A 21,440-nucleotide genomic window follows, 5' to 3' on the forward strand; every position below is an offset into this window, starting at 1 on the left:
TAAGTAAGGTAACAGTATGAATTCGGTAAAACGAAAAGGTACTTTCTACACCCTTAAAAGTGATAAGAAGCCACGCAAAGGCTCTGAACCTAAGATTATCCTTACGAGCTTCTTAGGTGTTCTTATCCCCTCAGCAATCTTGTTGACGCTGCCTGTGTTCTCGGTGACAGGGCTAAGTTTTACGGATGCACTGTTTACTGCCACGTCAGCGATCAGTGTGACAGGTTTAGGTGTTGTTGATACTGGCCAGCATTTCACCTTGGCAGGTAAAATCTTACTGATGTTCTTGATGCAAGTTGGTGGGTTAGGGCAGATGACTCTGTCTGCGGTACTGCTCTATATGTTTGGTGTCCGATTAAGCCTTAAACAACAAGCATTGGCAAAAGAAGCACTTGGACAAGATCGTAAGATTAACCTTCGTAAGTTAGTGAAGAAGATCATCATCTTTGCATTGGTGGCGGAGTTTGTTGGGTTTGTGTTGCTCTGTTTCCGTTGGGTTCCAGAAATGGGATGGGCAACGGGAAGCTTTTATGCACTCTTTCACGCTATATCTGCATTCAATAACGCAGGTTTCGCGCTGTTCTCAGACAGTATGATGAGTTTTGTTGATGATCCTTTGGTGATATTTACATTAGCAGGTTTGTTTATTTTTGGTGGACTTGGTTTTACAGTCGTCGGCGACTTATCGAGTAACTGGCGTAAAGGTTTCCAACACTTGCATTTACATACCAAGATTATGTTAACAGCGACACCAGCTTTGTTGTTGGTGGGTACGGTGATGTTTTGGTTATTGGAGAGAAATAACTCAGCGACGATGGAAGGCCTCTCTATACAAGGTCAGTGGTTAGCTGCTTTTTTCCAGTCTGCGAGTGCTCGTACCGCTGGTTTCAATAGTGTCGATTTGTCTCAATATACGCAACCGGCATTATTGGTGATGATAGTACTGATGTTGATTGGTGCTGGTTCGACTTCCACTGGTGGTGGTATTAAGGTCTCGACTTTCGCGGTTGCGTTTGTTGCAACTTGGACCTTCTTACGTCAGAAAAAGCATGTAGTGATGTTTAAACGTACTGTGACTTGGCAAGCGGTAACAAAGTCATTGGCCATTATTGTGGTCAGTGGAGCGCTATTAACCACCGCGATGTTTTTGTTAATGCTCACTGAGCAAGCCGCGTTTGACCGCGTGATGTTTGAAGTGATTTCTGCCTTTGCGACGGTCGGACTGACTGCTGGGTTAACCGCAAACCTAACTGAACCCGGGAAATACATTATGATTGTGGTTATGGTAATCGGACGTATTGGCCCTTTGACTTTGGCGTACATGTTAGCTCGTCCAGAACCTTCTTTGTTGAAGTACCCAGAAGATACGGTGTTGACGGGCTAATAATGTTAACGGGTTAATAATGCTAACAGGCTAGGATTTATAGTTCTTGTTAGCGTGTTAGAAAACAAAGCCAGCGATATGCTGGCTTTGTTGTTATAGGTGTAGCTCTAATTTCTTAGCACTTAGCCTTCGAACATTTCAATATATTCTTCGTATCCTTCTTCAGCCAATTTATCTGCTGGGATAAAGCGCATAGCGGCTGAGTTCATGCAGTAGCGTAAACCTGTTGGCTTTGGACCATCTTTAAATACATGCCCTAGGTGAGAGTCACCAAATTTACTGCGAACCTCTGTTCTTGGGTAAAGCAGCTTGTAGTCAGTAGTTGTTACCACATAAGCCTCGCTGATTGGCTGTGTAAAGCTCGGCCAACCTGTACCTGATTTGTATTTGTCTTTTGAAGAGAACAAAGGCTCACCCGTTACGATATCAACGTAAATACCTTCTTGCTTGTTATCCCAGTATTTGTTGTCAAATGGGCGCTCTGTTGCGTCGTCTTGTGTGACATCGTATTGCAGTGAAGTTAGAGATGCTTTGATCTCTGCATCAGACGGCTTGGTGTATGTTTTAGCATTAGCTGTCGCATTTTTGTCATCGATGATTTGGCGGATCGTTTTCGGATTTTCTTTTCTATCATCACCGAAGATTTTATCTAGGTACTGATCACGACCAGAAGCGTAGCGGTAGTAGTTATAACGAACCTTGCTCTTCTTGTAATAATCTTGATGGTATTCTTCTGCTGGCCAGAATTTTTCAAACTTAATCAGCTCTGTTTTTAGTGGCTCACCAAAGACCTGAGCTTTGTCTATTTCCATCATGAAATTCTGAGCAACGTCTTTTTGCTCTTGGTTATGATAGAAAATAGCAGGTCGGTATTGAGGACCTCTATCTACGAATGAGCCTTTATCATCGGTAGGATCGATGTGTCTGAAGAATTGGTCAAGTACCTGCTCATAGCTAACTACATCTGGGTTGTAAGTCACGTTGATCACTTCGATGTGTCCAGACTTACCCGAGGAAACTTGTTTGTAGGTTGGATTTTCTAATTCACCACCGGAATAACCAGAGATAACGTCGGTGACGCCGGTCAGTTTTTCTAGGTCGGATTCTGTACACCAAAAACAACCACCAGCCAGTGTCGCGATTTCACTTTTACCTGAATCCATCGCTTTATCCATTGTATTGGCAGTGCCAGTCTGGCTTACAAATAGCGAAGTCAGTGGTAATGCAACCACGAGTGATACCAATATTTTAGATAATTTATTCATAGATACCTCATCTTGACGTTTTTCTCATTCGATTTTGAATGTACGAATAGAGACAGGGTTTAGATGGAAAAAATTACACTATTCATGAAAAAAATATCTCAAACAGAAAATCTTGCTCATAAATGCTGCCAGTAGTAGGGTGTTCATTATTGATATAATAGATAATGATGGCGGTTTCCGTACATCTAAGGAACAACATGCAAGCAGAAGTTAAATGGGTCGAAGGCTTTAAATTCCTAGGTCAATCTCAATCAGGTCACTCTGTCGTTATGGATGGCAGTGGCGGTGCTACCGCGCCAAGCCCTATGGAAATGGTGCTAATGGCTGCTGGCGGTTGTAGCTCTGTTGATGTGGTTGATGGCTTGAAATCTGCAGGCCAAAACATCACGGGCTGTAATGCAAAGCTTGAAACCACACGTCGTGAAACGGCGCCAAAAATTTTCACTGCAATTAATATTCATTTTGAAGTGACTGGTGATGATCTTGATCCTGAGTTGGTTGCTAAGGTCTGTGCGGATTCATTAGAAAAGTACTGTTCAGTATGCTTAATGCTGGGTGCTGGTGTAGAGATGACCCACAGCTGGGAAATAGTCTAGTCTCTGATTGTACAGCTTGGCGGTAGACTGATTTTTACGGCTTCTACTTATAGCTGACGGCATATGGGGAGAGCCTGATAAAGGAAAGGGCGGAGCACTTGAAAGTGCTCCGCCCTTATTATTTTAATTAAGGTAGAGTGCTATTATTCAGCAGTTTCTACGATAACTTCTTCCATTTGCGCTTTTTCTTGGTATTCGAAGCTTGGGATCGTTGCGTCAACACGACGGTTTTGCGCACGACCTTCAGCTGTAGCGTTTGATGCTACAGGGTTTTCTTCCCCTTCACCTGAAGCTGCAATGCGGTCAGCTGCAATGCCTTGCTCTTCAATGTATGCGGCTACAGCAGCAGCACGCTTCTTAGAGATCATCATGTTGTACTCTGCTGCACCTGTTGAATCAGTGTGACCAACAACATTAACTGATGATTGAGGGTGAGCTTGCAGTACTTCAACTAATGGCATTAATGCAGTTTTGCCTTCTGAAGATAATTCAGTGCTGTTTGTCTCAAACATACCTTGAGAGAAGCTTTCAGTTTTAGCTTTAGTAACCACAACTTCTTCTTCAACAACAACGACTTCTGGTTCGGCAATTGGCTCTGCAGGAGCCTGTGTTACAACGGCTCCTGCAGAAGCGGCTGCTGCTGAAGCCGTTGTGTTACCTGTACCAAAGTTGTAGCTAAGGCCAACGGTAACAAAGTTAGAGTTTAAGTCTTGAACATAGTTGTCATCGAAATCATCGAAGTATTGGTACTCAACACGAACAGCCCAATCTGAGGAAAGTTGCTTCTCTAGACCGATACCGGCTGAAAGAACAACGTCTGTTTCACCGCCGTGCGAGATGTAAGCAGGACCAGCTTTGAAGAATACATCGAACTCTTGTTGTACTGGTAGGCGGTACATTGGCGTTAGTGAGATAGCGATTAGAGGGTCGCTAAAGTTACTTGTAACCCCATTTTTGGAAAAGCTTGTATTGTAGTCACCTAAGAAATCAGAACTTAACTCGATACCTAGTCTGTCAGTGAAGTTATAGCCAGAGTATATCCCTGCACCAATTGCATCATCATCACACTTTTCACCGCTTACGCATGCGCTATCTAGCCAACCCATGCCTACTTTTGCACCAACATAAGTGGTTGCAGCAATAGAAGGAGCTGCCGCTAAGCCGGAAGCTGCGACGACAGCACACATGATTTTAGAAAGTTTTTTCATAATCTTATCCTTGGATTAATTTTTATTGTTATCTGAACTGACCTGTAAAGCGATAACTTACTGGCTAAGACACTGCGACCGTAAGTAAATCAAGGCGTTGATTCAGGTAGAACTTTTAAGGAACTACTAATGTATTGTTAGTCTGATTGCGTATGATAATCAATCGGATTGTTGGTATTCATAGTTTTCAAGGCGCTATTTATAGCTTTTTTGTTGATCAATTGTTGTCTTAAATGTTGGAAACGATGAAACCTCGTATCATTTTAAGGCGATATGAGGTTTCATCTTTTTGTGTGAACGGATTATTTGGCTACATAGCCTGAGTTGTAAGGTGGAGCGGAGGCTTAGCTGTTACGGACGCTCACCGGCTAACAAACGCTTTTCGATATCTGCAATCACTCTAGGTAAGTCGGCGATGGTATCGATCAGGTAGTGCGGGTTTGATTTGTTTAGCTTAATGCTTGCTTTTTCTCGCGCAGCTGCAAGTGTCGCTTCGTCGGCATCCACATATTCTTGGTAGGTTAAGCCTGCTTCGTTGCCTGATAGTACAAGGCCTACTGTCCACATGCCTGCGTTGTGACCTTCATCGATACCCGGTGCAGCGTCATCCACTTTCACACACGCAGCGACGTTCGTCACACCTAGGTCAATGACGTTTTTAAGTGCCATGAATGGAGCAGGGCGACCGCCTTGCGGTAAGTCGTCAGTTGCAACTACGTTGTCAGGAAGATAACCGTAATCTGCTGCAGCTGGAATTAGTACGTCCATCACCTCTCGTGGGTAACCAGAACAAGAGCCGATTTTTACGTTCTTTTCTTTTAAGCTATTCACGACTTCAATCGCGTTTAAAATTGGTGCTGCGTGGTCTGCTACTTTTGCTTTCTGAAGAGGCATGAATGCCGCGTAGATCGCATCAACGTCTTCACTGGTCATCGAGCGTCCGAATTGAGCATTCCAACGAGCGTTAACAGCTGGGATTCGACCAACTGCTTGGATGTGGTCCCATTTGCCGATCCCCATGGGTTCTCGCGCTTCTGCTAAGTCGATATCAAAGTCGAAACCTTGTCTGAATGCTTCAACGAAAATACTGGTTGGAGCAAATGATCCAAAATCAACGATAGTGCCAGCCCAGTCAAAGATAACCGCTTGGATAGGTGATGTTGTGTTCATAATAGTGTCCTATTTCTGTTCTCTCCCGGCTCAGGTTGTTCTGGGAGATGAATGATTGTTTTAAGTTATTGGCTAAATGATGGTTTAAAGGTATTCAAAGTCTTTGCAGACTTTTGCTATCGCTTTTTCGAATACAGACAGAGCGACTTCTAGTTCGCTGCGACTGATGATCAATGGTGGGCTCAACTGAATCACATTACCTTGTGACACCTTGAAACTCAGGCCATCGTTTAGACACTGGTAAAGCACGGCTTCTGCTTCATCGAAAGCTCGGGTTTTGGTGATGTGGTCAGTGACCAACTCCACCCCCCAGAGCAGGCCGATGCCGCGAACATCACCAATGACTGGGTACTTCTCTTTCATTTGAAGCAACTGTTCACGCACGAATGCGCTGTCCGCTTGTACTTTTTCAAGTAGGTTTTCTTGCTCAATCACTTCCATGGTCGCGAGTGCTGCCGCACAACCAATTGGGCTTTTCTCATGGGTGTAGTGACCAAGAGATACTTGCGCTGCCGTGTTGTATTTGTCTTTAGTGATCATGGCTGCGATTGGTACTAAGCCGCCGCCAAAACCTTTACCGATACATAGGATGTCAGGTTCGATATCAAACGCTTGGTGAGTGAACCATTCGCCACTGCGACCCATACCGTTTGGAATGTCGTCGATGATCAACATGACGTTGTGTTTGTCACAGATCTCACGGATGCGCTTCCAATAAGCCTTACTTGGCACTTGAACGTCTGTGTTACGAACCGCTTCTGCAATGAAGGCGCCAATACCGCCTTCTTTTTCAATCACATATTCTAGGTAATCGGCATAGTGCACATCACATGCAGTCTCGTTTGAATCGCTAGCGTTATTCCCACTTAATGGAAAACTATCGCGAAGCGGGAAAGCACCGCGATAAGAGACGGCTGGTGGAATGCGTTCTACGCCAGCCATTAATGGCCCCATGCCTTCGCGGAAACAAGCTTCGCCACCCACTGAAATTGCATCGAGTGACGCACCATGGAATGAGTCCCACAATGACACTACTTTGAAATTGTTGGTGACATGTCGAGTAAGTTTTAGCGCCATGCCGATAACGGATGTGCCCCCGGGAGCAAACAACACGCGATTCAAATCACCACCGCAGATCTGTGTGAGTTTTTCAGCACACTGAAGGGCCGTCTCATTGGTGAAGCGACGGGGTGAAAACGGCAATGACGCCATTTGCTGAGTCACTTTATTGATGATGTGTGGGTGGCCATAACCAAGCTGATGAACATTGTTACCGTGAAAGTCCATGTACTTTTTGCCCGTCGCATCTTGAATGTAGATACCTTCTGCAGCTTCAAGCGTGTCTAGGCAAGGTGTTGACATGGCTTGATGAAGAAACACGTCAGAGTCACGCTTTAACATTGCTTGAGTCGCATCATCGTTTAGCGATTCGTTCCATTTTTCGCGTGCTGGCGTGGTGTTCACATCGCCTTCGCTTCGAAAGTGTGTGGCCTTTAGAATCGGCTCTTGATTGGTCATCGTCATTATTTGATGTCCCAGTACATAGCGTTTTCTACAGCGCTAATGAGAGCTTCAATGTCTGACGGGTAAACTTCACCGATGTTACCGATTCGAAAGCAGTCTGCGTTTGAAACCTTGCCCGGGTAAATCACAAAACCTTGTTCTTTCAAACGATCATAGAATTCCTTGAATTGGTAATCGCTATGAGTTGGAGAATAGAAAGAGGTAATGATAGGTGAGTGAAGGTCATCATTAAGCAGTGGTTCAAAGCCAAGAGAACGCATACCTGCAACCAATGTGGTTTGGTTGGTTTGGTAGCGACTATGACGAGCTTCGATGCCGCCTTCTTGTTCCAATTCAAGTAGAGCTTGGTAGAAAGCGCGCACTGTATGAGTCGGAGAGGTGAAGCGCCATTTCCCATGGTTGCTTTCCATACAGTGCCATTGGTCAAACAAATCAAGGCTTAATGAGCGAGCTTGGCCTTTACACTTCTCGAGATCTGATTGCTTAGCAATAACAAAGCCGAACCCCGGTACCCCTTGAATGCACTTGTTTGCAGAGCTGATCATGTAGTCGATGCCTAAGTCAGCAATATCCATAGGGATGCCACCAAAGCTCGACATAGCATCAAGAATGACGGTTTTGTTGTGCTGTTTTGCCAATTTGGCAATCTCTTCAATTGGATTCAGCATGCCAGTGGTGGTTTCACAGTGGACAATCGCCACGTGAGTAATGTCTGAATCCATGGCCAATGCCGTTTCCATTTCGTTCAAGTCAGGCTGTGATGTTTCACCTGGGGAAACGACATGGCATGGAATGTTTAAATATTCTGCGATTTGAGCAATACGAGCACCATACGCACCGTTATCAACCACAAGAAGCTTACCGCTGTTAGAGATAACGCTACCGATTGTTGCTTCAACTGAAGCAGTGCCGCTGCCTTGCATTAATACACTTGTATATCCCGGCTGCTTAGTCGCCAAAGTCACAAGCTTGCTACGAATCACTTCAACAACGTCTTTGTTGTATTCATCATCCCAAGTACACCAATCTTTTAGCATCGCTTGGCGAACGGTTTCAGAAGTAGATAGAGGACCCGGTGTCAGCAGTAAGTATTCGTTTTTCATGTTTAATTCTCGTGATTTGCATTTTGGACTATACCAACATTTGCAATTACTTTAGCAACCAATTTAAACGGTCGTAAATAGCCCAAACGTTATTTTCATAAAAGCTTCACATTCAAATTTGTCACTTGTGTTGAGAAATTGTCCGATCTTGAAATTGCCATTTTTTGTTCATTTAATCGTCATAAAAGCCAGTTAGCTTAATATTCGAAATCTGGTACATACCAATGTGAAGGTGTGTGCTCACAACCTAAATGAATTTATGGATATAGAAGCCTCTAGATGGAGCTTCTAGCCTTAACAACTTTAACCTTGGCAATTCCTAACCTTGGCATCGGGCCTGACTGGAGAAAATGATGAAAAACCGTTTTATGAAAGGATCACTTGCAGCATTAGTAACTCTATTAGCGGGTAATGCTTATGCAGCACAGGAAGTGACGGTTTACACTGCTTTTGAAACTGACATTTTAGCGAAATACAAAAACGCATTTGAAAGTGAAAACCCAGACATCAACATCAAGTGGGTACGTGATTCAACTGGGATCATGACGGCAAAATTATTGGCCGAGAAAAACAACCCTCGCGCAGAGGTAGTTTGGGGACTTGCTGGTTCTTCAATGGCGCTGCTTAAAGAAGAGGGCATCTTGAAACCTTATACGCCTCAAGGTGTAGAAGCATTACGCGCTAATCTTAACGACCCGCAATCTACTCAAGCTTGGTATGGCAATGACGCATTCTTTAATGCGGTTTGTTTCAACGAAGTGGTGGCTAAGCAACTTAACTTACCTGCACCTAAATCTTGGGATGACCTAACGAAGCCTATCTATAAAGGTCACATTGCGATGCCAAACCCAGCATCTTCTGGTACGGGCTACATGCAGGTTTCGGCTTGGTTACAAAACATGGGTGAAGACCAAGGTTGGAACTACATGCAGAAGCTAGACCAAAATATTGCTCACTACACGCACTCAGGTTCTAAGCCATGTGTTCAAGCCGGTATGGGTGAAGTCGCTATCGGTATTTCTATGGCGAGCCGTGGCGCTAAGCTGAAAACTCAAGGCGCTCCACTTTCAGTTATTACGCCTGAAGGCATCGGCTGGGAATCTGAAGCGGTAGGCCTTGTTAAGCCTTCTGATGCAGCACAACGTGTTATCGATTGGTCTATTTCTAAAGCGGCAAATGAGCTTTACATCGAAATGTACCCAGTTGTTGGTCACCAAGATGTGACAGGCAAAGCAGAGAACTTCCCTAATGTAGAAAAGAACATGGCAAAAATGGACTTCGCTCGCATGGGCAGTGAACGTGCAGACGTTCTTAAAACATGGTCTGAGAAGTTTGACGCTAAATCAGAGCCAAAATCTTAATCTGCTGAGCTAGTTAGTTTATTGGCTACTTAGTTAATTATCTACTGAGCTTATTAGATTACAGAGTTTATTCGACACATGGTTTATTAGACACGTAGTCCAATAGATATGCAGCTCATTAGAAGTTAGGAATCAGTAAAGGAAGGCTTCGGTCTTCCTTTTTTAGTTTTACACCTTTAGGTTTTAAGTAAGGTACAACAAATGACAAAGCACTACTCATATTGGTTCAAGCATGCATTGGAACAGGAATTTGGCAGCATCAATGCTGGGCTAGAATCCGCTAAACCGCTTCAAAAAGACGTTAACTGTGATATCGCCATTGTCGGCGGTGGTTACACTGGTTTATGGACGGCGATTTTAATCAAACAACAACAGCCCGGAAAACATGTTGTAGTGATTGAAAAAGGCTTGTGTGGCAGCGGTGCTTCTGGTGCGAACGGCGGTTGCATGCTGACGTGGTCAACTAAGTATCCGACGCTGAAAAAGCTTTACGGAAAAGAACAAGCGAAATGGTTGGTTAAGGAATCGGAAAAGGTTATATACGAGATCGAAGCCTTCTGTAACGAACACAAGATTGACGCGCATCTATATCGAAGCGGTACTTACTACACGGCGACCAATGAAGCGCAAAAGGGTGGAATGGAGCCTGTTGTTAATGAGCTGGTTAAGCAGGGTATCAATAGCTGGAAGAAGTGCGACAATTCTTTGGCTGATAAAGCGGGATCTGATCGCCACATTGAGGGTTACTACTCAGAAGCTGCGGGCAGTGTGCAGCCAGCGTTATTGGCTAGAGGTTTGCGCAGAGTTGCTCTCGAACTGGGTGTCGAAATTCACGAAAACACAGAGATGACATCACTCGACTATGGCTCCCCAGCTCGAATTCAAACCAAAGGCGGGTCAGTATTTGCGGATAAAGTGATCTTAGCGCTCAATGCATGGATGCTCGATCACTTTAAAGAGTTCAAACGCAGCATTGTTGTTGTCTCTTCAGATATGGTGGTGACCAAGCCTATTCCTGAAAAGCTCAAGCAATTTGGCCCAGAGAAAGGGGTGGCGGTGGTGGATTCGCGTATCTTTGTCCACTACTACCGAGATACCCAGGACGGACGACTCATGTTGGGCAAAGGCGGTAATAAGTTCTCGTTTGCCAATCAAGTTGAAAGCATGTTTAACCAAACGACCAACTACCTGCCGATTCTCAATCAATCGTTTCAAAAACTGTTCCCTAAACTGGAACAAAGTGAATTCGATTACAATTGGTCTGGCGGCTCAGATCGTTCGGTCACCGGATTGCCATTTTTCGGTAATCTAAAAGGCCAAAACAACATCTATTATGGGCTCGGTTACTCAGGTAATGGTGTCGCTCAAACTCGCATGGGAGGGAAAATTTTGTCTTCAATGGTGTTAGGGGGTGATAACGAATGGACTCGTAGTGGTTTAACTAGCGGTCCACGAGGCTATTTCCCACCAGAGCCATTTCGTTGGGTTGGGGCAATGATGGTTAGAGATGCTGTTCGAAGAAAAGAGAACGCGGAAGACTCTGGTAACACGCCATTGTGGTTGGATAAACAATTGGCAAAGCTCGCGGGTGCGGCAGGTAAAGCCGACAAGGTTGAATCATAAATTGATTTAAGGTTCAAATTAGAGGTATACACTAAGGCTCTCTGTGACTTATGGGCTAGTCATTGAGGGCTTTCTGAACTAACTTTTAATGCTGAAAAAATAGCAATCTTTAATGCTTATTATTTCTGCAATATAACTGTCATTTAGCTTCTATAAATTTGTCACTCAACTGCAATATTCAAAGTTTAAATTTGGTATATACCATTTAAAGAGTGCTGTAGTATGAGCAACCAAACTTATTTGAATATTGAAAACGTTGTAAAGCAATTTGGCCAATTTACAGCGTTAAAAGACATCTCTCTATCGATCGATAAAGGTGAATTCGTCTGTTTCCTTGGCCCATCTGGCTGCGGTAAAACGACACTACTACGTGCGATTGCAGGACTGGATTTACCGACCTCAGGATCTATTGAGCAGAACGGTAATGATACGACCTTCTTGCCACCAGAAAAGCGCGACTTTGGCATCGTATTCCAATCTTATGCTCTATTTCCAAACTTGACTGTGGAAGAGAACATCGCAATTGGATTGAAGAACCAAGGGATGTCGACCAAAGAAGCTCTGGAAGCGGTAGAATCTTGGTTAGAAACCATTGGTTTACCAACTTCTGGCCAAAAATACCCAAATCAGCTGTCTGGTGGACAACAGCAACGCGTGGCTCTCGCTCGTGCATTGGCCTTGTCTCCAGGTTTGCTACTCCTCGATGAACCGCTCTCTGCACTTGATGCGAAGGTAAGAACACATCTGCGTGACGAGATCTGTCAATTGCAGCGTAAGCTGGGCATTACCACCATTATGGTGACTCATGATCAAGATGAAGCCTTAACCATGGCCGATCGCATTGTGGTCATGAATCATGGTGTTATTGAGCAAGTGGGTGCTCCGCAAGAAATCTATCAAAATCCAGTCAGCCGCTTTGTCGCTGAATTCGTTGGTAGCATGAACTTCATTCAAGCATCTGTTGCTGCGAAAGGCAAAATGCGCATTGCAGAGTCGATGTTAGCGTTGCCAGTTTTAGATAATTTGACACCAAAGCATGGCGATCGTTTTGATATCGCGGTGCGTCCGGAACAAATTCAGTTTGTTGATCGCTTTAACGAGTCTTTACCCGTCAGAATCATATCTAGCGAGTTCCTTGGGGCGTTCTATCGAGTTGAGTGCGAGCTGCAACATGACTCAACGGCTAAAGAGATCATCGTTGATGTGTCAGTCAAAGAGTTTAATCGATTGAAACTGCGTCGCAGCGATATTCGTTACGTAGCGTTTGATGAAGAAGGTCTTAGAGCTTACCCATCTGAAAGCCTGCAAGTGATGAAAGACGAGGCGGCGTAACAATCATGGAATCGACTCAAATGATGCAATCTAAGCTGCTAATTCAACGACGAGTAACGCCTTTTCTTGCTAAAGACAACGTAATCCTATTCGGGCTTCTGGCTTTTTTGTCAGTGGTCATGACGCTATTCATTCTGATGCCACTGTGGGCAATGTTGAAAAAAAGTGTTCAGAACGCAGACGGTGAATTTGTAGGATTACAGAATTTCGCAACGTATTTTGCTTCGCAGAGCCTCTGGCAGTCGGTAGGTAACACGTTTACACTTGGGCTGTTAGTAACGGTTGTCGTGGGTGTATTAGCGTTTGGTTATGCCTATGCGTTGACTCGTTCATGTATGCCTTTCAAGGGGCTTTTTCAGGTGTTGGGTTCAGCGCCGATTCTAGCTCCGTCGTTGCTTCCTGCGATCAGTTTGATCTTCTTATTTGGTAACCAAGGTATCGCCAAAGAAGTGTTAGGGGGGAATTCGGTATACGGTTTGATTGGTATATCACTCGGCTTAATATTCTGGACTTTTCCACACGCCTTGATGATTCTGACCACCTCGTTAAGAACCTCTGATGCTCGTCTGTATGAGGCGGCACGTGCACTCAATACTTCATCTTTAAAAACCTTTTTCATGGTGACGCTACCTGCGGCAAAGTATGGTTTGATCAGCACGCTGATCGTTGTATTTACGTTGGTGGTTTGTGACTTTGGTGTGCCAAAGGTGATTGGTGGCAGTTATAACGTTCTATCGACTGACATCTTTAAACAAGTGGTAGGGCAACAGAATTTCTCTATGGGTGCAGTGACCAGTATTTTGTTGCTGTTGCCTGCACTGCTTGCGTTTACAGTGGATCGCTGGGTTCAAAAGAAACAGAAGAGCTTGTTTGATACTCGATCCGTCGCGTACCAACCTGAACCAAACACTCTACGTGATGGCGTGTGTTTGCTCTATTGCACCATCATCTCTGCTGCTGTGGTTATCGTGCTAGGCATGGCGATATACGGTTCAATGGTCACGTTCTGGCCTTGGAACAAAGCACTCACCTTGAATAACTACAACTTCGCAGAAATGAGTACCTATGGTTGGACGCCGTTCTTCAACTCTCTAACGCTGGGTGCATGGACTGCTATTATCGGTACAGTGCTGATTTTCTTGGGTGCGTACTGCATTGAGAAAGGCAGAGCATTTGATCCCGTTCGTCAGGCAATGCAGATGCTCAGTGTTGTGCCGATGGCGGTTCCGGGTATGGTGTTGGGTTTGGGGTACATCTTCTACTTTAATGACTTGAGCAACCCACTTAACTTCTTGTATGGCACGATGGCGTTCTTGGTGATCAACACCGTGGTTCACTACTACACGGTAGGGCACATGACGGCATTAACCGCATTAAAACAGCTGCCTGAAGAGATAGAAGCAACGGCGGCTTCAGTTAACCTACCGCAATACAAGCTGTTCTTTAAGGTAACGGTGCCGGTTTGTTTGCCTGCGATTTTAGATATTGCGACATACTTGTTTATTAATGCACTTACCACGACATCTGCGGTAGTATTCTTGTATTCTACCGATACGATACCTGCGTCAGTTTCAGTACTGAATATGGATGATGCGGGGCAAACGGGTGCAGCAGCTGCCATGGCGGTGATGATTATGATATCGGCAGCGAGCGCGAAGTTGATTCATATGCTAATCAACAAGTTATTCGAGAAGCGCACCCAAGCTTGGCGTAAACGCTAGCGAACCACTTATATTGCAGTTGGCCAAGGAGTGGCTGACGACAAGAACAAGAATGAAAGGAAATGAAGTGCAGTACGTAAAAATCAAAGATGTCATCGTAGAGCAGATAGAGTCGGGGATGTTAACACCACGACAGAAGCTGCCTGCGGAGCGAAAACTGGCTGAATCGTTTGATACAACACGAGTTACGTTGCGTGAAGCCTTGTCTTCACTTGAAGCGGAAGGACGAATTTTTCGAGAAGACCGACGTGGTTGGTTTATCTCTCCAGCGCCACTGCGCTACGATCCAACACAAACGCTGAACTTCACGAATATGGCTTTGTCGCAGAATCGTAAGCCAAAAACAGAGTTGGTGGCGGCGAAAGGCATGTTAGCAACCAAGGAAGCAACTAGGCTTCTTGAGCTGCAACCTTTTTCGGATGTTTATCGAGTAGACAGAGTTCGTTATCTTGAAGACAGACCCGTTGTGTATGTGACCAACTACATTCGACCTGAGCTGTTCCCTAACTTGCTTGACTACGACTTGTCTAAGTCGTTGACGGACATCTACCGAGAGCACTTTGGCGTGGTGTATCAGAAGATACGTTACCGTGTGAGCACAACGTCTTTACTAGGTGAAACAGCGCAAGCACTGCGTGCGACTTCGGGTTCTCCGGCTATGGTGGTTGAGCGTGTTAACTACAATCAGAACGGTGATTTGATTGACTGCGATATTGAGTATTGGCGTCATGATGCGATCAGCATTGAGTCGATAGCCCAGCTAGACCGATAGTCATACTTTAGAATGCTGGCATATCTGCAATTATGCAGTATTGCCCAATTGAAACGATCAAAGGCCTCTTATTCGGAGGCCTTTTTTATCACCGGTTGTCAGCCGTTGTGCTAATTCATCAATAATTTAGGAATGAAATGGAATTCTCTGCCATTGTCATCGTGATTGTTTCGGCTTTGCTTCATGCGGGTTGGAACGTTCTAGGTAAATCTAATCAAGGATCGGGTTCGTCATTCTTCTTAGCCTCTGGCTTTGCCGCCGCAGCGATATTGACGCCTTACTTGCTCTGGTATGTTCACAGTGTAGGACTGTCAAATATCTCACTTCCATTCTGGCAACTGGTTTTCTTGAGTGGGATCTGTCAAATCATCTATTTGATTGGGCTAGGCGCGGCCTACAAACAAGCTGATATCGGTGTGATTTACCCAATGGCACGGGCACTGCCTGTGTTGATGGTGGGTTTAGGCACGGTGTTGATAGGCTATGAATTGTCGGCGAATCAATGGATTGGGTTCACTTTAATAACCTTAGGCTGCATGTTTGTACCACTAAAGCAGTTTTCAGATCTTAGGTTAAAAGCGTATCTCAACCTCGGCGTGTTGTGGGCGTTAATCGCCGCTATTGGTACCACGGGCTATTCGATCATTGATAAAGAGGCGCTTCTACTATTAGAACCGTTAAGCACATCTATTATCACAAACAAGCACACCGCGATTTTCTACCTAGGCATTCAGTTTTGGGCGATTGTGATTCCGCTGAGTGTTTGGTTATTCGTAACCAACCAAAGAATCGAGTTTACTAATGCTTGGATACTGCGAAAGAAAGCCACGCTTGCAGGCATTATGATGGCTTCGACTTATGGTTTGGTGTTATTTGCGATGACTATGACAGAGAACGTCAGCTTGGTTGTCGCTCTTAGGCAAGTAAGTATCATCTTCGGCGTAGTGATGGGGATCTACTTTTTAAAGGAAAAGTGGCACGTTACACGTGGTGTAGGCGTCGTTTTTATCATTGCAGGTTTAATTATCTCACTGACTTAAAAAGAAATTAAACTTTACCTCCAACCTATAATGTGACTTTTCAGTCGCATTTTTCTTATTGATAGCAAACGTTTTACTAATGTTAAAGATGTGATCCTTCTCATAGACAAGGCTGTAAGGTTACCGGTAACATCCAACTCAACGTTACCGGTAACATATAATTACAAACCGGACTCTGTGAAACTCATAAGGATACCCAAATGAAAGCTCTGACTAAAACGCTGATTGCTGCCTCCCTCACTGGTCTATTTGCTACTTCAGCAATGGCTGCAGACTTTAAACTTAAAATTCAATCTTCAGATCCTTCTGGTGACTTGAACTTCAAAGTTCAGCAGAAGTGGGCTGAGCGCGTAGAGACGATGTCTAACGGACGTATTGATATCGATCTTCTGCCTGTAGGCGCTGTGGTTAAGCACACAGAAACGCTAGGCGCGATCAAAATGGGCATCCTAGATGGTCACATCACAGCAACAGGTTACTTCTCTGGTAAAGATCCAGCATTTGGTCTTATCGGTAACATGGTTGGCGCATGGTCAGACACAACACAACTGCTTCAGTACATGAACTACGGTGGTGGTAATGAGCTAATGACCGAACTGTACAAGCCTTACGGAGTTCAGTTTGTTGGTGCTTCTACGACGGGTGTTGAATCTTTCATTTCTAAAAAGCCAATCGATGGTGTTGCGGATCTTAAAGGCCTGAAATTACGTGCGCCTGAGGGCCTAGTTCAACAAGTATTTGCAGCGGCGGGTGCGACTCCAGTAAACCTGCCGGGTTCTGAAGTATTTACTGGCCTAAGCAAAGGCGTAATTGATGCTGCGGACTACACGGTATTTTCTACCAACCAAAAAGCGGGCATGAACGATATCGCTACTCACCCAGTTCAACCGGGTTTCCATTCACTACCGCTTATCGATATCTCTATCTCTCAGAAGAAATGGGACAAGATGCCAGCTGATCTACAAACAATGCTGCAAACATCAGTGCGTGACTTCTCTTACGACATGACAACTCAGCTGAAAATGGCTGACCAAGCGGCATTGAAAGAAGCTCAAGCGAACCCAGAAATCACTATCCATGATTGGTCTCAAGAAGAACGTAAAAAGTTCCGTGAAATCGCGAAAGGTCAATGGAAAGTATTTGCAGAGCGTTCTGATAACGCAGGAAAAGTTTACACCTCAGTGACTGTGTTCCTAGAAGAAAACGGCTTACTGTAATTTAAACTTAGTTTACTGACGGGGGAGGGCATTGCTCTCCCGTATTCTCCCAGGAAATTTGGCTCATGACCGATAAAATCCCCCACGCCCCAGCTGAAAACGACGAGCAACCAAGAAATGCGCTTGATCGTTTTGTTATAAAGTTCAGTAATCTCGTTAGCTGGTTGTTTATTTTTACTGTATTGATTTCATTTTATGAAGTTGTGATGCGTTACGCATTCGATGCCCCGACCACATGGGTACATGAAACAGCTTCTTTCATCGGTGGTTCATTATTCATTATTGGTGGCATCTACGCGTTGGCTGCGAATAAGCATGTACGTGTGGTTCTTATTTACGACTCAGTCTCTAACCAAGCACGCAAATATCTTAATCTTGTTCACCACATTGTAGGTTTGGCCTTTGCCGGCATGCTCGCTTATGCGGCTTACTTCACCGCAGAGGAAGCATGGTTTGCACCTTGGGGTGAATTCCGCCTTGAAACATCAGGTTCAGTGTTAAACGCGCCTTATCCTGCGCTGCTGAAAGGCCTGATCTTTGTCGTTTTGTGTGTTCTTGTTGTCCAGTTTGTATTGCACCTAATCCAAGAGTTGATGGGTCTAAGGAAGAATGACGATGTTTGATTTATCTTCTATTGGTATCGCATGGGGCAGTTTGCTCATGCTGGTTATGATGATTGGCTTGCTACTGACCGGTATGCAGCTAGCGTTCGTAACAGGCTTTGTCGCGATTTTCTTCACTCTATGCTGGTTTGGCCCTGATGCCTTACCTTTGATCGCAAGCCGTACCTACAGTTTTGCTTCTGGTTATGTGTTCTTAGCAGTACCGATGTTCGTTTTGATGGCGGCTTTATTAGACCGTTCGGGCATTGCTCGCGATTTGTTTGATGCAATGAAATCTGTCGGCCGTAAAGTTCGTGGTGGTGTGGCAGTACAAACCTTATTAGTCGCGGTTCTATTGGCTTCGATGTCGGGCGTTATCGGTGGTGAAACGGTACTACTGGGTATTCTGGCACTGCCACAAATGCTTCGTTTAGGTTATGACCGTAAGCTTGCTATTGGTACAACCTGTGCAGGTGGCGCACTTGGTACCATGCTTCCGCCAAGTATCGTACTGATCATCTACGGTATGACAGCCAGCGTATCGATTGGCGACCTGTTCAAAGCGTCTTTCTTGCCAGCGTTTATCCTTGCGGGCTGTTACATTGGCTACGTATTGATTCGCTGTAAGCTGAATCCTTCTCTTGCGCCAATTCCAAGTGATGATGAGACAGAAGAAGACATCGCCAATCAGCCAAGCTACTTCAAAGCTCTGTTCTTCCCATTGCTTTCTGTCGCAACGGTTTTGGGCAGTATCTACACAGGTATCGCATCAGTAACAGAAGCGTCTGCTTTGGGTGTAGTTGGCATCATGATCAGTGCACTAATCCGTGGTGAGCTGAACTACAACATGCTGAAAGAGAGTGCCATCGCAACCATGCGTACTTGCGGCATGATCATGTGGATTGGTATCGGTGCAAGCGCATTGGTTGGTATCTACAACCTGATGGGCGGCATTGATTTTGTTGAAGAAACCATCCTTGCGCTCAGTGGCGGTAACGCGACAGTAACGCTATTAATCATGATGGCTATTTTGTTGGTACTAGGCATGTTCCTTGACTGGGTAGGTGTAGCACTTCTAACAATGCCAATCTTCGTTCCAATCATCACTGGCCTTGGTTTTGACCCAGTATGGTTCGGCGTTGTGTTCTGCCTAAACATGCAGGTGTCGTTCTTGTCACCGCCGTTTGGTCCTGCGGCATTCTACTTGAAATCAGTAGCACCAAAAGACATCAGCTTAGGTGAGATTTTCTCTTCATTACTGCCGTTTATTGCACTTCAAGTATTGGTTCTGGCATTGGTTATTATCTTCCCTCAGCTCGCGCTTTGGTGGCAATAACAGCAAAGGTTCCTGAGTGAGTATAACGTTCAGGAACCTATCAACAGCAACACAAGTTTAACTATTAGATTCGATTGTCAGCCCCTGTTTTGGTGGGGCTTAGGGAAGGCTTGCCTTATGAAAAGCAAAAAAATACTAGTGATGGGCGTATCTGGATGCGGAAAAAGCCTGATTGGTAGCCGTATCGCGCAGGCTTTAGAATTTCAATTCTTTGATGGCGATGACTTCCATCCACAAAGCAATGTAGAAAAAATGCGTCAAGGTATTCCGCTGACTGACGAAGATCGTCAAGGATGGCTAGAAACACTGAATAAGCAATATATCGAACAACCAAGTGCTGTGATCGCATGCTCTGCATTGAAACCTCAATACCGCGAGATTCTGCGCGAGAACAATGAAGACTTAGTGATTATATACCTTCAGGGCAGTTTCGATACGATTTGGAATCGCCATAAAGCTCGCGAAAACCATTACTTTAATGGTCAAGAAATGTTGAAAAGCCAATTCGCAACCTTGGTTGAGCCTGAGCTAGGTGAAGCGTTATTTGTCGATATCTCGCAAGATGTTGAACAAGTTCTCGAAAGTGCACTTACACAAATTAAGCAGATAGGCTAAACCATGACTCAGATTAAAAATGACATCGCGATGATTGGTTTAGGAGTGATGGGCAAAAGCTTAGCGCTCAACCTACTGGATAACGGCTTTAACGTTGCTGGCTTTGATTTGAATACAGACAACATTGATCGCGCCAGTTCAGAAGCAAAGCTGCTTAATGAATCGTTTACTGGTAAAGGTCAGTTCACACAAGGGACTAGCCTTGAACATGTGCTGCAAGGGCTCGCGAAGCCGCGTGTAATCGCTTTGTCGGTTCCTGCTGGAAAACCTGTCGATATCGTCGTGAATAGCTTGCTTGATGCTGGCTTAGAAAATGACGACATTGTTATCGATACAGGTAACAGCCTTTGGGCAGATACCGAGGTGCGTGAAGTGAGCTACAAAGGCAAACTGCGCTTCTTTAGCACCGCCGTTTCTGGTGGTGAAGAAGGCGCTCGTGTTGGCCCAGCGCTCATGGCGAGTGGTGACCAATCGGCTTGGCAATATGTGAAACCGATGTGGGAAGCGATTGCTGCAAAAGTGGATGCTAATGGACTACCGGTTGGTCAGTTTGAAGTGGGTGAAGCGTGCGCGGCGTATGTAGGTCCTTCTGGCTCAGGGCACTATGTGAAAATGGTACACAACGGTATTGAATATGCCGACATGCAGCTAATTTGTGAAGTTTACCAGTTCATGCGTGATGTGCTTGATATGCCAGCTCAAGAGATTGGACAAGTCTTTGAGCAATGGAACAACGGTGTACTTAATAGTTACCTGATGGAAATCAGTGCCGATATTCTTCAACAAGAAGATGTTGTAACGGGTAAGCCGTTCGTTGAGGTTGTGCTTGATAAAGCAGGTCAGAAAGGCACGGGTTTGTGGACGGCAGTTAACAGCCTTCAAGAAGGGTGTCCAACCCCAACCATTGCTCAAGCGGTTTATGCACGTGCGATGAGCGGTCAAAAATCACAACGTATTCAAGGTAGTCAGCTTCTAAAAGGCAGTATTGCTGATGCTAGTCAGCTGGATAAAGCCGAGGTTATGTCTGAGCTTCACGATGCCCTATATTGCGCCAAACTGTCTGTTTATGCCCAAGGTTTTGATTTATTGAAGACAGCGTCAGACAAAGAGGGTTGGAATCTCGATTTCACTCAAATAGCTAAGATTTGGCGAGCGGGTTGTATTATTCGTGCCGCTTTCTTGCAAGGTATTACATCGGCTTATCAACAAAATGCTGAGCTGGCGAACCTGTTGTTTGATGAGGCTTTCATCAAACAAGTGGAAGAGCGTGAGCTTGCTTGGCGCATCGCGGTAGCGAACTCAGCTCTGTATGGTGTGCCGATGCCGGGAATCAGCTCTGCTCTGAGTTACTTCGACTCATTACGTTGTGAGGTGTTGCCTGCAAATCTGCTGCAAGCGCAACGTGACTATTTTGGTTCTCATACTTATTCGCGAGTCGATAGAGATGAAGCAGAAAAGTTTCACGTGACTTGGAGTCAGTCTCCAAGAACTGAAGTAAAAGTGAACGCTTAAACAATCAATAACGCCCTCAAATAAGAGGGCGTTATTTTTATTCGTTTTAAACCAAAACA

The 21,440-nt window shown here is 44.9% G+C and carries 18 protein-coding genes; 13 read left to right on the plus strand and 5 right to left on the minus strand.

Features of this window, described 5'->3' with window-relative positions; genetic code table 11:
• Positions 1 to 16 precede the first annotated feature (16 nt).
• The gene (locus ACED25_RS03500) at positions 17 to 1,384 is read left to right on the plus strand and encodes a TrkH family potassium uptake protein (RefSeq protein WP_371694632.1); all 1,368 of its coding nucleotides are present in this window, start codon (positions 17 to 19) and stop codon (positions 1,382 to 1,384) included.
• Between the two features lie 122 nt (positions 1,385 to 1,506).
• On the opposite strand, the gene msrB is transcribed toward ACED25_RS03500, so the two are convergent.
• A complete protein-coding gene (msrB, locus tag ACED25_RS03505) occupies positions 1,507 to 2,649 on the minus strand; it encodes a peptide-methionine (R)-S-oxide reductase MsrB (RefSeq protein ID WP_135441847.1) in 1,143 nt (380 codons plus the stop codon).
• Between the two features lie 197 nt (positions 2,650 to 2,846).
• Between msrB and ACED25_RS03510 the strand changes: the two genes are divergently transcribed.
• A complete protein-coding gene (locus ACED25_RS03510) occupies positions 2,847 to 3,245 on the plus strand; it encodes an OsmC family protein (protein ID WP_371694633.1) in 399 nt (132 codons plus the stop codon).
• Positions 3,246 to 3,388: 143 nt separating this feature from the next.
• Here the strand turns inward: ACED25_RS03510 and ACED25_RS03515 are convergent, their stop codons facing one another.
• The 4 genes from ACED25_RS03515 to phnW all read right to left on the minus strand — a co-directional run bounded on the left by ACED25_RS03515 (position 3,389) and on the right by phnW (position 8,250).
• On the minus strand, positions 3,389 to 4,453 hold the full coding sequence (locus tag ACED25_RS03515) for an OmpA family protein (RefSeq protein WP_371694634.1): 1,065 nt from the start codon (positions 4,451 to 4,453) through the stop codon (positions 3,389 to 3,391).
• A 351-nt stretch (positions 4,454 to 4,804) separates the two neighbouring features.
• A complete protein-coding gene (gene phnX / locus ACED25_RS03520) occupies positions 4,805 to 5,623 on the minus strand; it encodes a phosphonoacetaldehyde hydrolase (RefSeq protein WP_371694635.1) in 819 nt (272 codons plus the stop codon).
• 84 nt (positions 5,624 to 5,707) lie between these two features.
• Complete coding sequence (locus ACED25_RS03525) at positions 5,708 to 7,147, minus strand: aspartate aminotransferase family protein (RefSeq protein WP_371694636.1); 1,440 nt, start codon at positions 7,145 to 7,147, stop codon at positions 5,708 to 5,710.
• Positions 7,147 to 8,250, minus strand: coding sequence for a 2-aminoethylphosphonate--pyruvate transaminase (gene phnW, locus ACED25_RS03530; RefSeq protein ID WP_371694637.1), 1,104 nt, complete (start codon positions 8,248 to 8,250; stop codon positions 7,147 to 7,149). Before phnW ends, ACED25_RS03525 begins: the two co-directional genes overlap by 1 nt.
• Positions 8,251 to 8,600: 350 nt before the next feature.
• Between phnW and ACED25_RS03535 the strand changes: the two genes are divergently transcribed.
• The 11 genes from ACED25_RS03535 (at position 8,601) to gndA (ending at position 21,381) form a co-directional block, all read left to right on the plus strand.
• The gene (locus tag ACED25_RS03535) at positions 8,601 to 9,611 is read left to right on the plus strand and encodes a putative 2-aminoethylphosphonate ABC transporter substrate-binding protein (protein ID WP_017104203.1); all 1,011 of its coding nucleotides are present in this window, start codon (positions 8,601 to 8,603) and stop codon (positions 9,609 to 9,611) included.
• Positions 9,612 to 9,812: 201 nt separating this feature from the next.
• Entirely contained in the window at positions 9,813 to 11,234 is a 1,422-nt protein-coding gene (locus ACED25_RS03540; protein ID WP_371694638.1) for an FAD-dependent oxidoreductase, read from the plus strand.
• Positions 11,235 to 11,456: 222 nt separating this feature from the next.
• Positions 11,457 to 12,566, plus strand: coding sequence for a putative 2-aminoethylphosphonate ABC transporter ATP-binding protein (locus ACED25_RS03545; protein ID WP_371694639.1), 1,110 nt, complete (start codon positions 11,457 to 11,459; stop codon positions 12,564 to 12,566).
• Between the two features lie 20 nt (positions 12,567 to 12,586).
• A complete protein-coding gene (locus tag ACED25_RS03550; protein ID WP_371694652.1) occupies positions 12,587 to 14,287 on the plus strand; it encodes a putative 2-aminoethylphosphonate ABC transporter permease subunit in 1,701 nt (566 codons plus the stop codon).
• A gap of 67 nt (positions 14,288 to 14,354) precedes the next feature.
• Complete coding sequence (phnR, locus tag ACED25_RS03555; protein ID WP_371694653.1) at positions 14,355 to 15,059, plus strand: phosphonate utilization transcriptional regulator PhnR; 705 nt, start codon at positions 14,355 to 14,357, stop codon at positions 15,057 to 15,059.
• Positions 15,060 to 15,196: 137 nt separating this feature from the next.
• Positions 15,197 to 16,099: a multidrug transporter gene (locus ACED25_RS03560; protein WP_371694640.1), complete on the plus strand. Its 903-nt coding sequence runs from the start codon at positions 15,197 to 15,199 to the stop codon at positions 16,097 to 16,099.
• Between the two features lie 200 nt (positions 16,100 to 16,299).
• Positions 16,300 to 17,316 (plus strand): TRAP transporter substrate-binding protein, encoded by a 1,017-nt coding sequence (locus ACED25_RS03565; protein WP_009845626.1) that lies wholly within the window; start codon positions 16,300 to 16,302, stop codon positions 17,314 to 17,316.
• A 65-nt stretch (positions 17,317 to 17,381) separates the two neighbouring features.
• A complete protein-coding gene (locus ACED25_RS03570; protein WP_102249350.1) occupies positions 17,382 to 17,939 on the plus strand; it encodes a TRAP transporter small permease subunit in 558 nt (185 codons plus the stop codon).
• Positions 17,932 to 19,254 (plus strand): TRAP transporter large permease subunit, encoded by a 1,323-nt coding sequence (locus ACED25_RS03575; RefSeq protein WP_012600364.1) that lies wholly within the window; start codon positions 17,932 to 17,934, stop codon positions 19,252 to 19,254. Before ACED25_RS03570 ends, ACED25_RS03575 begins: the two co-directional genes overlap by 8 nt.
• A 117-nt stretch (positions 19,255 to 19,371) precedes the next feature.
• Positions 19,372 to 19,869, plus strand: coding sequence for a gluconokinase (locus tag ACED25_RS03580; RefSeq protein ID WP_371694641.1), 498 nt, complete (start codon positions 19,372 to 19,374; stop codon positions 19,867 to 19,869).
• 3 nt (positions 19,870 to 19,872) lie between these two features.
• Positions 19,873 to 21,381, plus strand: a complete 1,509-nt coding sequence (gene gndA / locus ACED25_RS03585) for an NADP-dependent phosphogluconate dehydrogenase (RefSeq protein WP_371694642.1) — start codon at positions 19,873 to 19,875, stop codon at positions 21,379 to 21,381.
• Positions 21,382 to 21,440: the final 59 nt, after the last annotated feature.

Origin of the sequence: Vibrio sp. 1F263, from assembly GCF_041439035.1 — a bacterium.
Lineage (GTDB): Bacteria > Pseudomonadota > Gammaproteobacteria > Enterobacterales > Vibrionaceae > Vibrio > Vibrio tasmaniensis_A.

Excerpts from the sequence above, each read along its gene's own strand:
- ACED25_RS03580 (WP_371694641.1), top strand. The coding sequence starts at position 19,372 with ATGAAAAGCAAAAAAATACTAGTGATGGGCGTATCTGGATGCGGAAAA.
- phnX (WP_371694635.1), bottom strand. The coding sequence starts at position 5,623 with ATGAACACAACATCACCTATCCAAGCGGTTATCTTTGACTGGGCTGGC.
- ACED25_RS03565 (WP_009845626.1), top strand. The coding sequence starts at position 16,300 with ATGAAAGCTCTGACTAAAACGCTGATTGCTGCCTCCCTCACTGGTCTA.
- ACED25_RS03535 (WP_017104203.1), top strand. The coding sequence starts at position 8,601 with ATGATGAAAAACCGTTTTATGAAAGGATCACTTGCAGCATTAGTAACT.
- ACED25_RS03545 (WP_371694639.1), top strand. The coding sequence starts at position 11,457 with ATGAGCAACCAAACTTATTTGAATATTGAAAACGTTGTAAAGCAATTT.
- ACED25_RS03525 (WP_371694636.1), bottom strand. The coding sequence starts at position 7,147 with ATGACGATGACCAATCAAGAGCCGATTCTAAAGGCCACACACTTTCGA.
- ACED25_RS03540 (WP_371694638.1), top strand. The coding sequence starts at position 9,813 with ATGACAAAGCACTACTCATATTGGTTCAAGCATGCATTGGAACAGGAA.
- ACED25_RS03575 (WP_012600364.1), top strand. The coding sequence starts at position 17,932 with ATGTTTGATTTATCTTCTATTGGTATCGCATGGGGCAGTTTGCTCATG.
- gndA (WP_371694642.1), top strand. The coding sequence starts at position 19,873 with ATGACTCAGATTAAAAATGACATCGCGATGATTGGTTTAGGAGTGATG.
- ACED25_RS03550 (WP_371694652.1), top strand. The coding sequence starts at position 12,587 with ATGATGCAATCTAAGCTGCTAATTCAACGACGAGTAACGCCTTTTCTT.
- ACED25_RS03510 (WP_371694633.1), top strand. The coding sequence starts at position 2,847 with ATGCAAGCAGAAGTTAAATGGGTCGAAGGCTTTAAATTCCTAGGTCAA.
- ACED25_RS03570 (WP_102249350.1), top strand. The coding sequence starts at position 17,382 with ATGACCGATAAAATCCCCCACGCCCCAGCTGAAAACGACGAGCAACCA.
- phnW (WP_371694637.1), bottom strand. The coding sequence starts at position 8,250 with ATGAAAAACGAATACTTACTGCTGACACCGGGTCCTCTATCTACTTCT.
- ACED25_RS03560 (WP_371694640.1), top strand. The coding sequence starts at position 15,197 with ATGGAATTCTCTGCCATTGTCATCGTGATTGTTTCGGCTTTGCTTCAT.
- ACED25_RS03515 (WP_371694634.1), bottom strand. The coding sequence starts at position 4,453 with ATGAAAAAACTTTCTAAAATCATGTGTGCTGTCGTCGCAGCTTCCGGC.
- msrB (WP_135441847.1), bottom strand. The coding sequence starts at position 2,649 with ATGAATAAATTATCTAAAATATTGGTATCACTCGTGGTTGCATTACCA.
- ACED25_RS03500 (WP_371694632.1), top strand. The coding sequence starts at position 17 with ATGAATTCGGTAAAACGAAAAGGTACTTTCTACACCCTTAAAAGTGAT.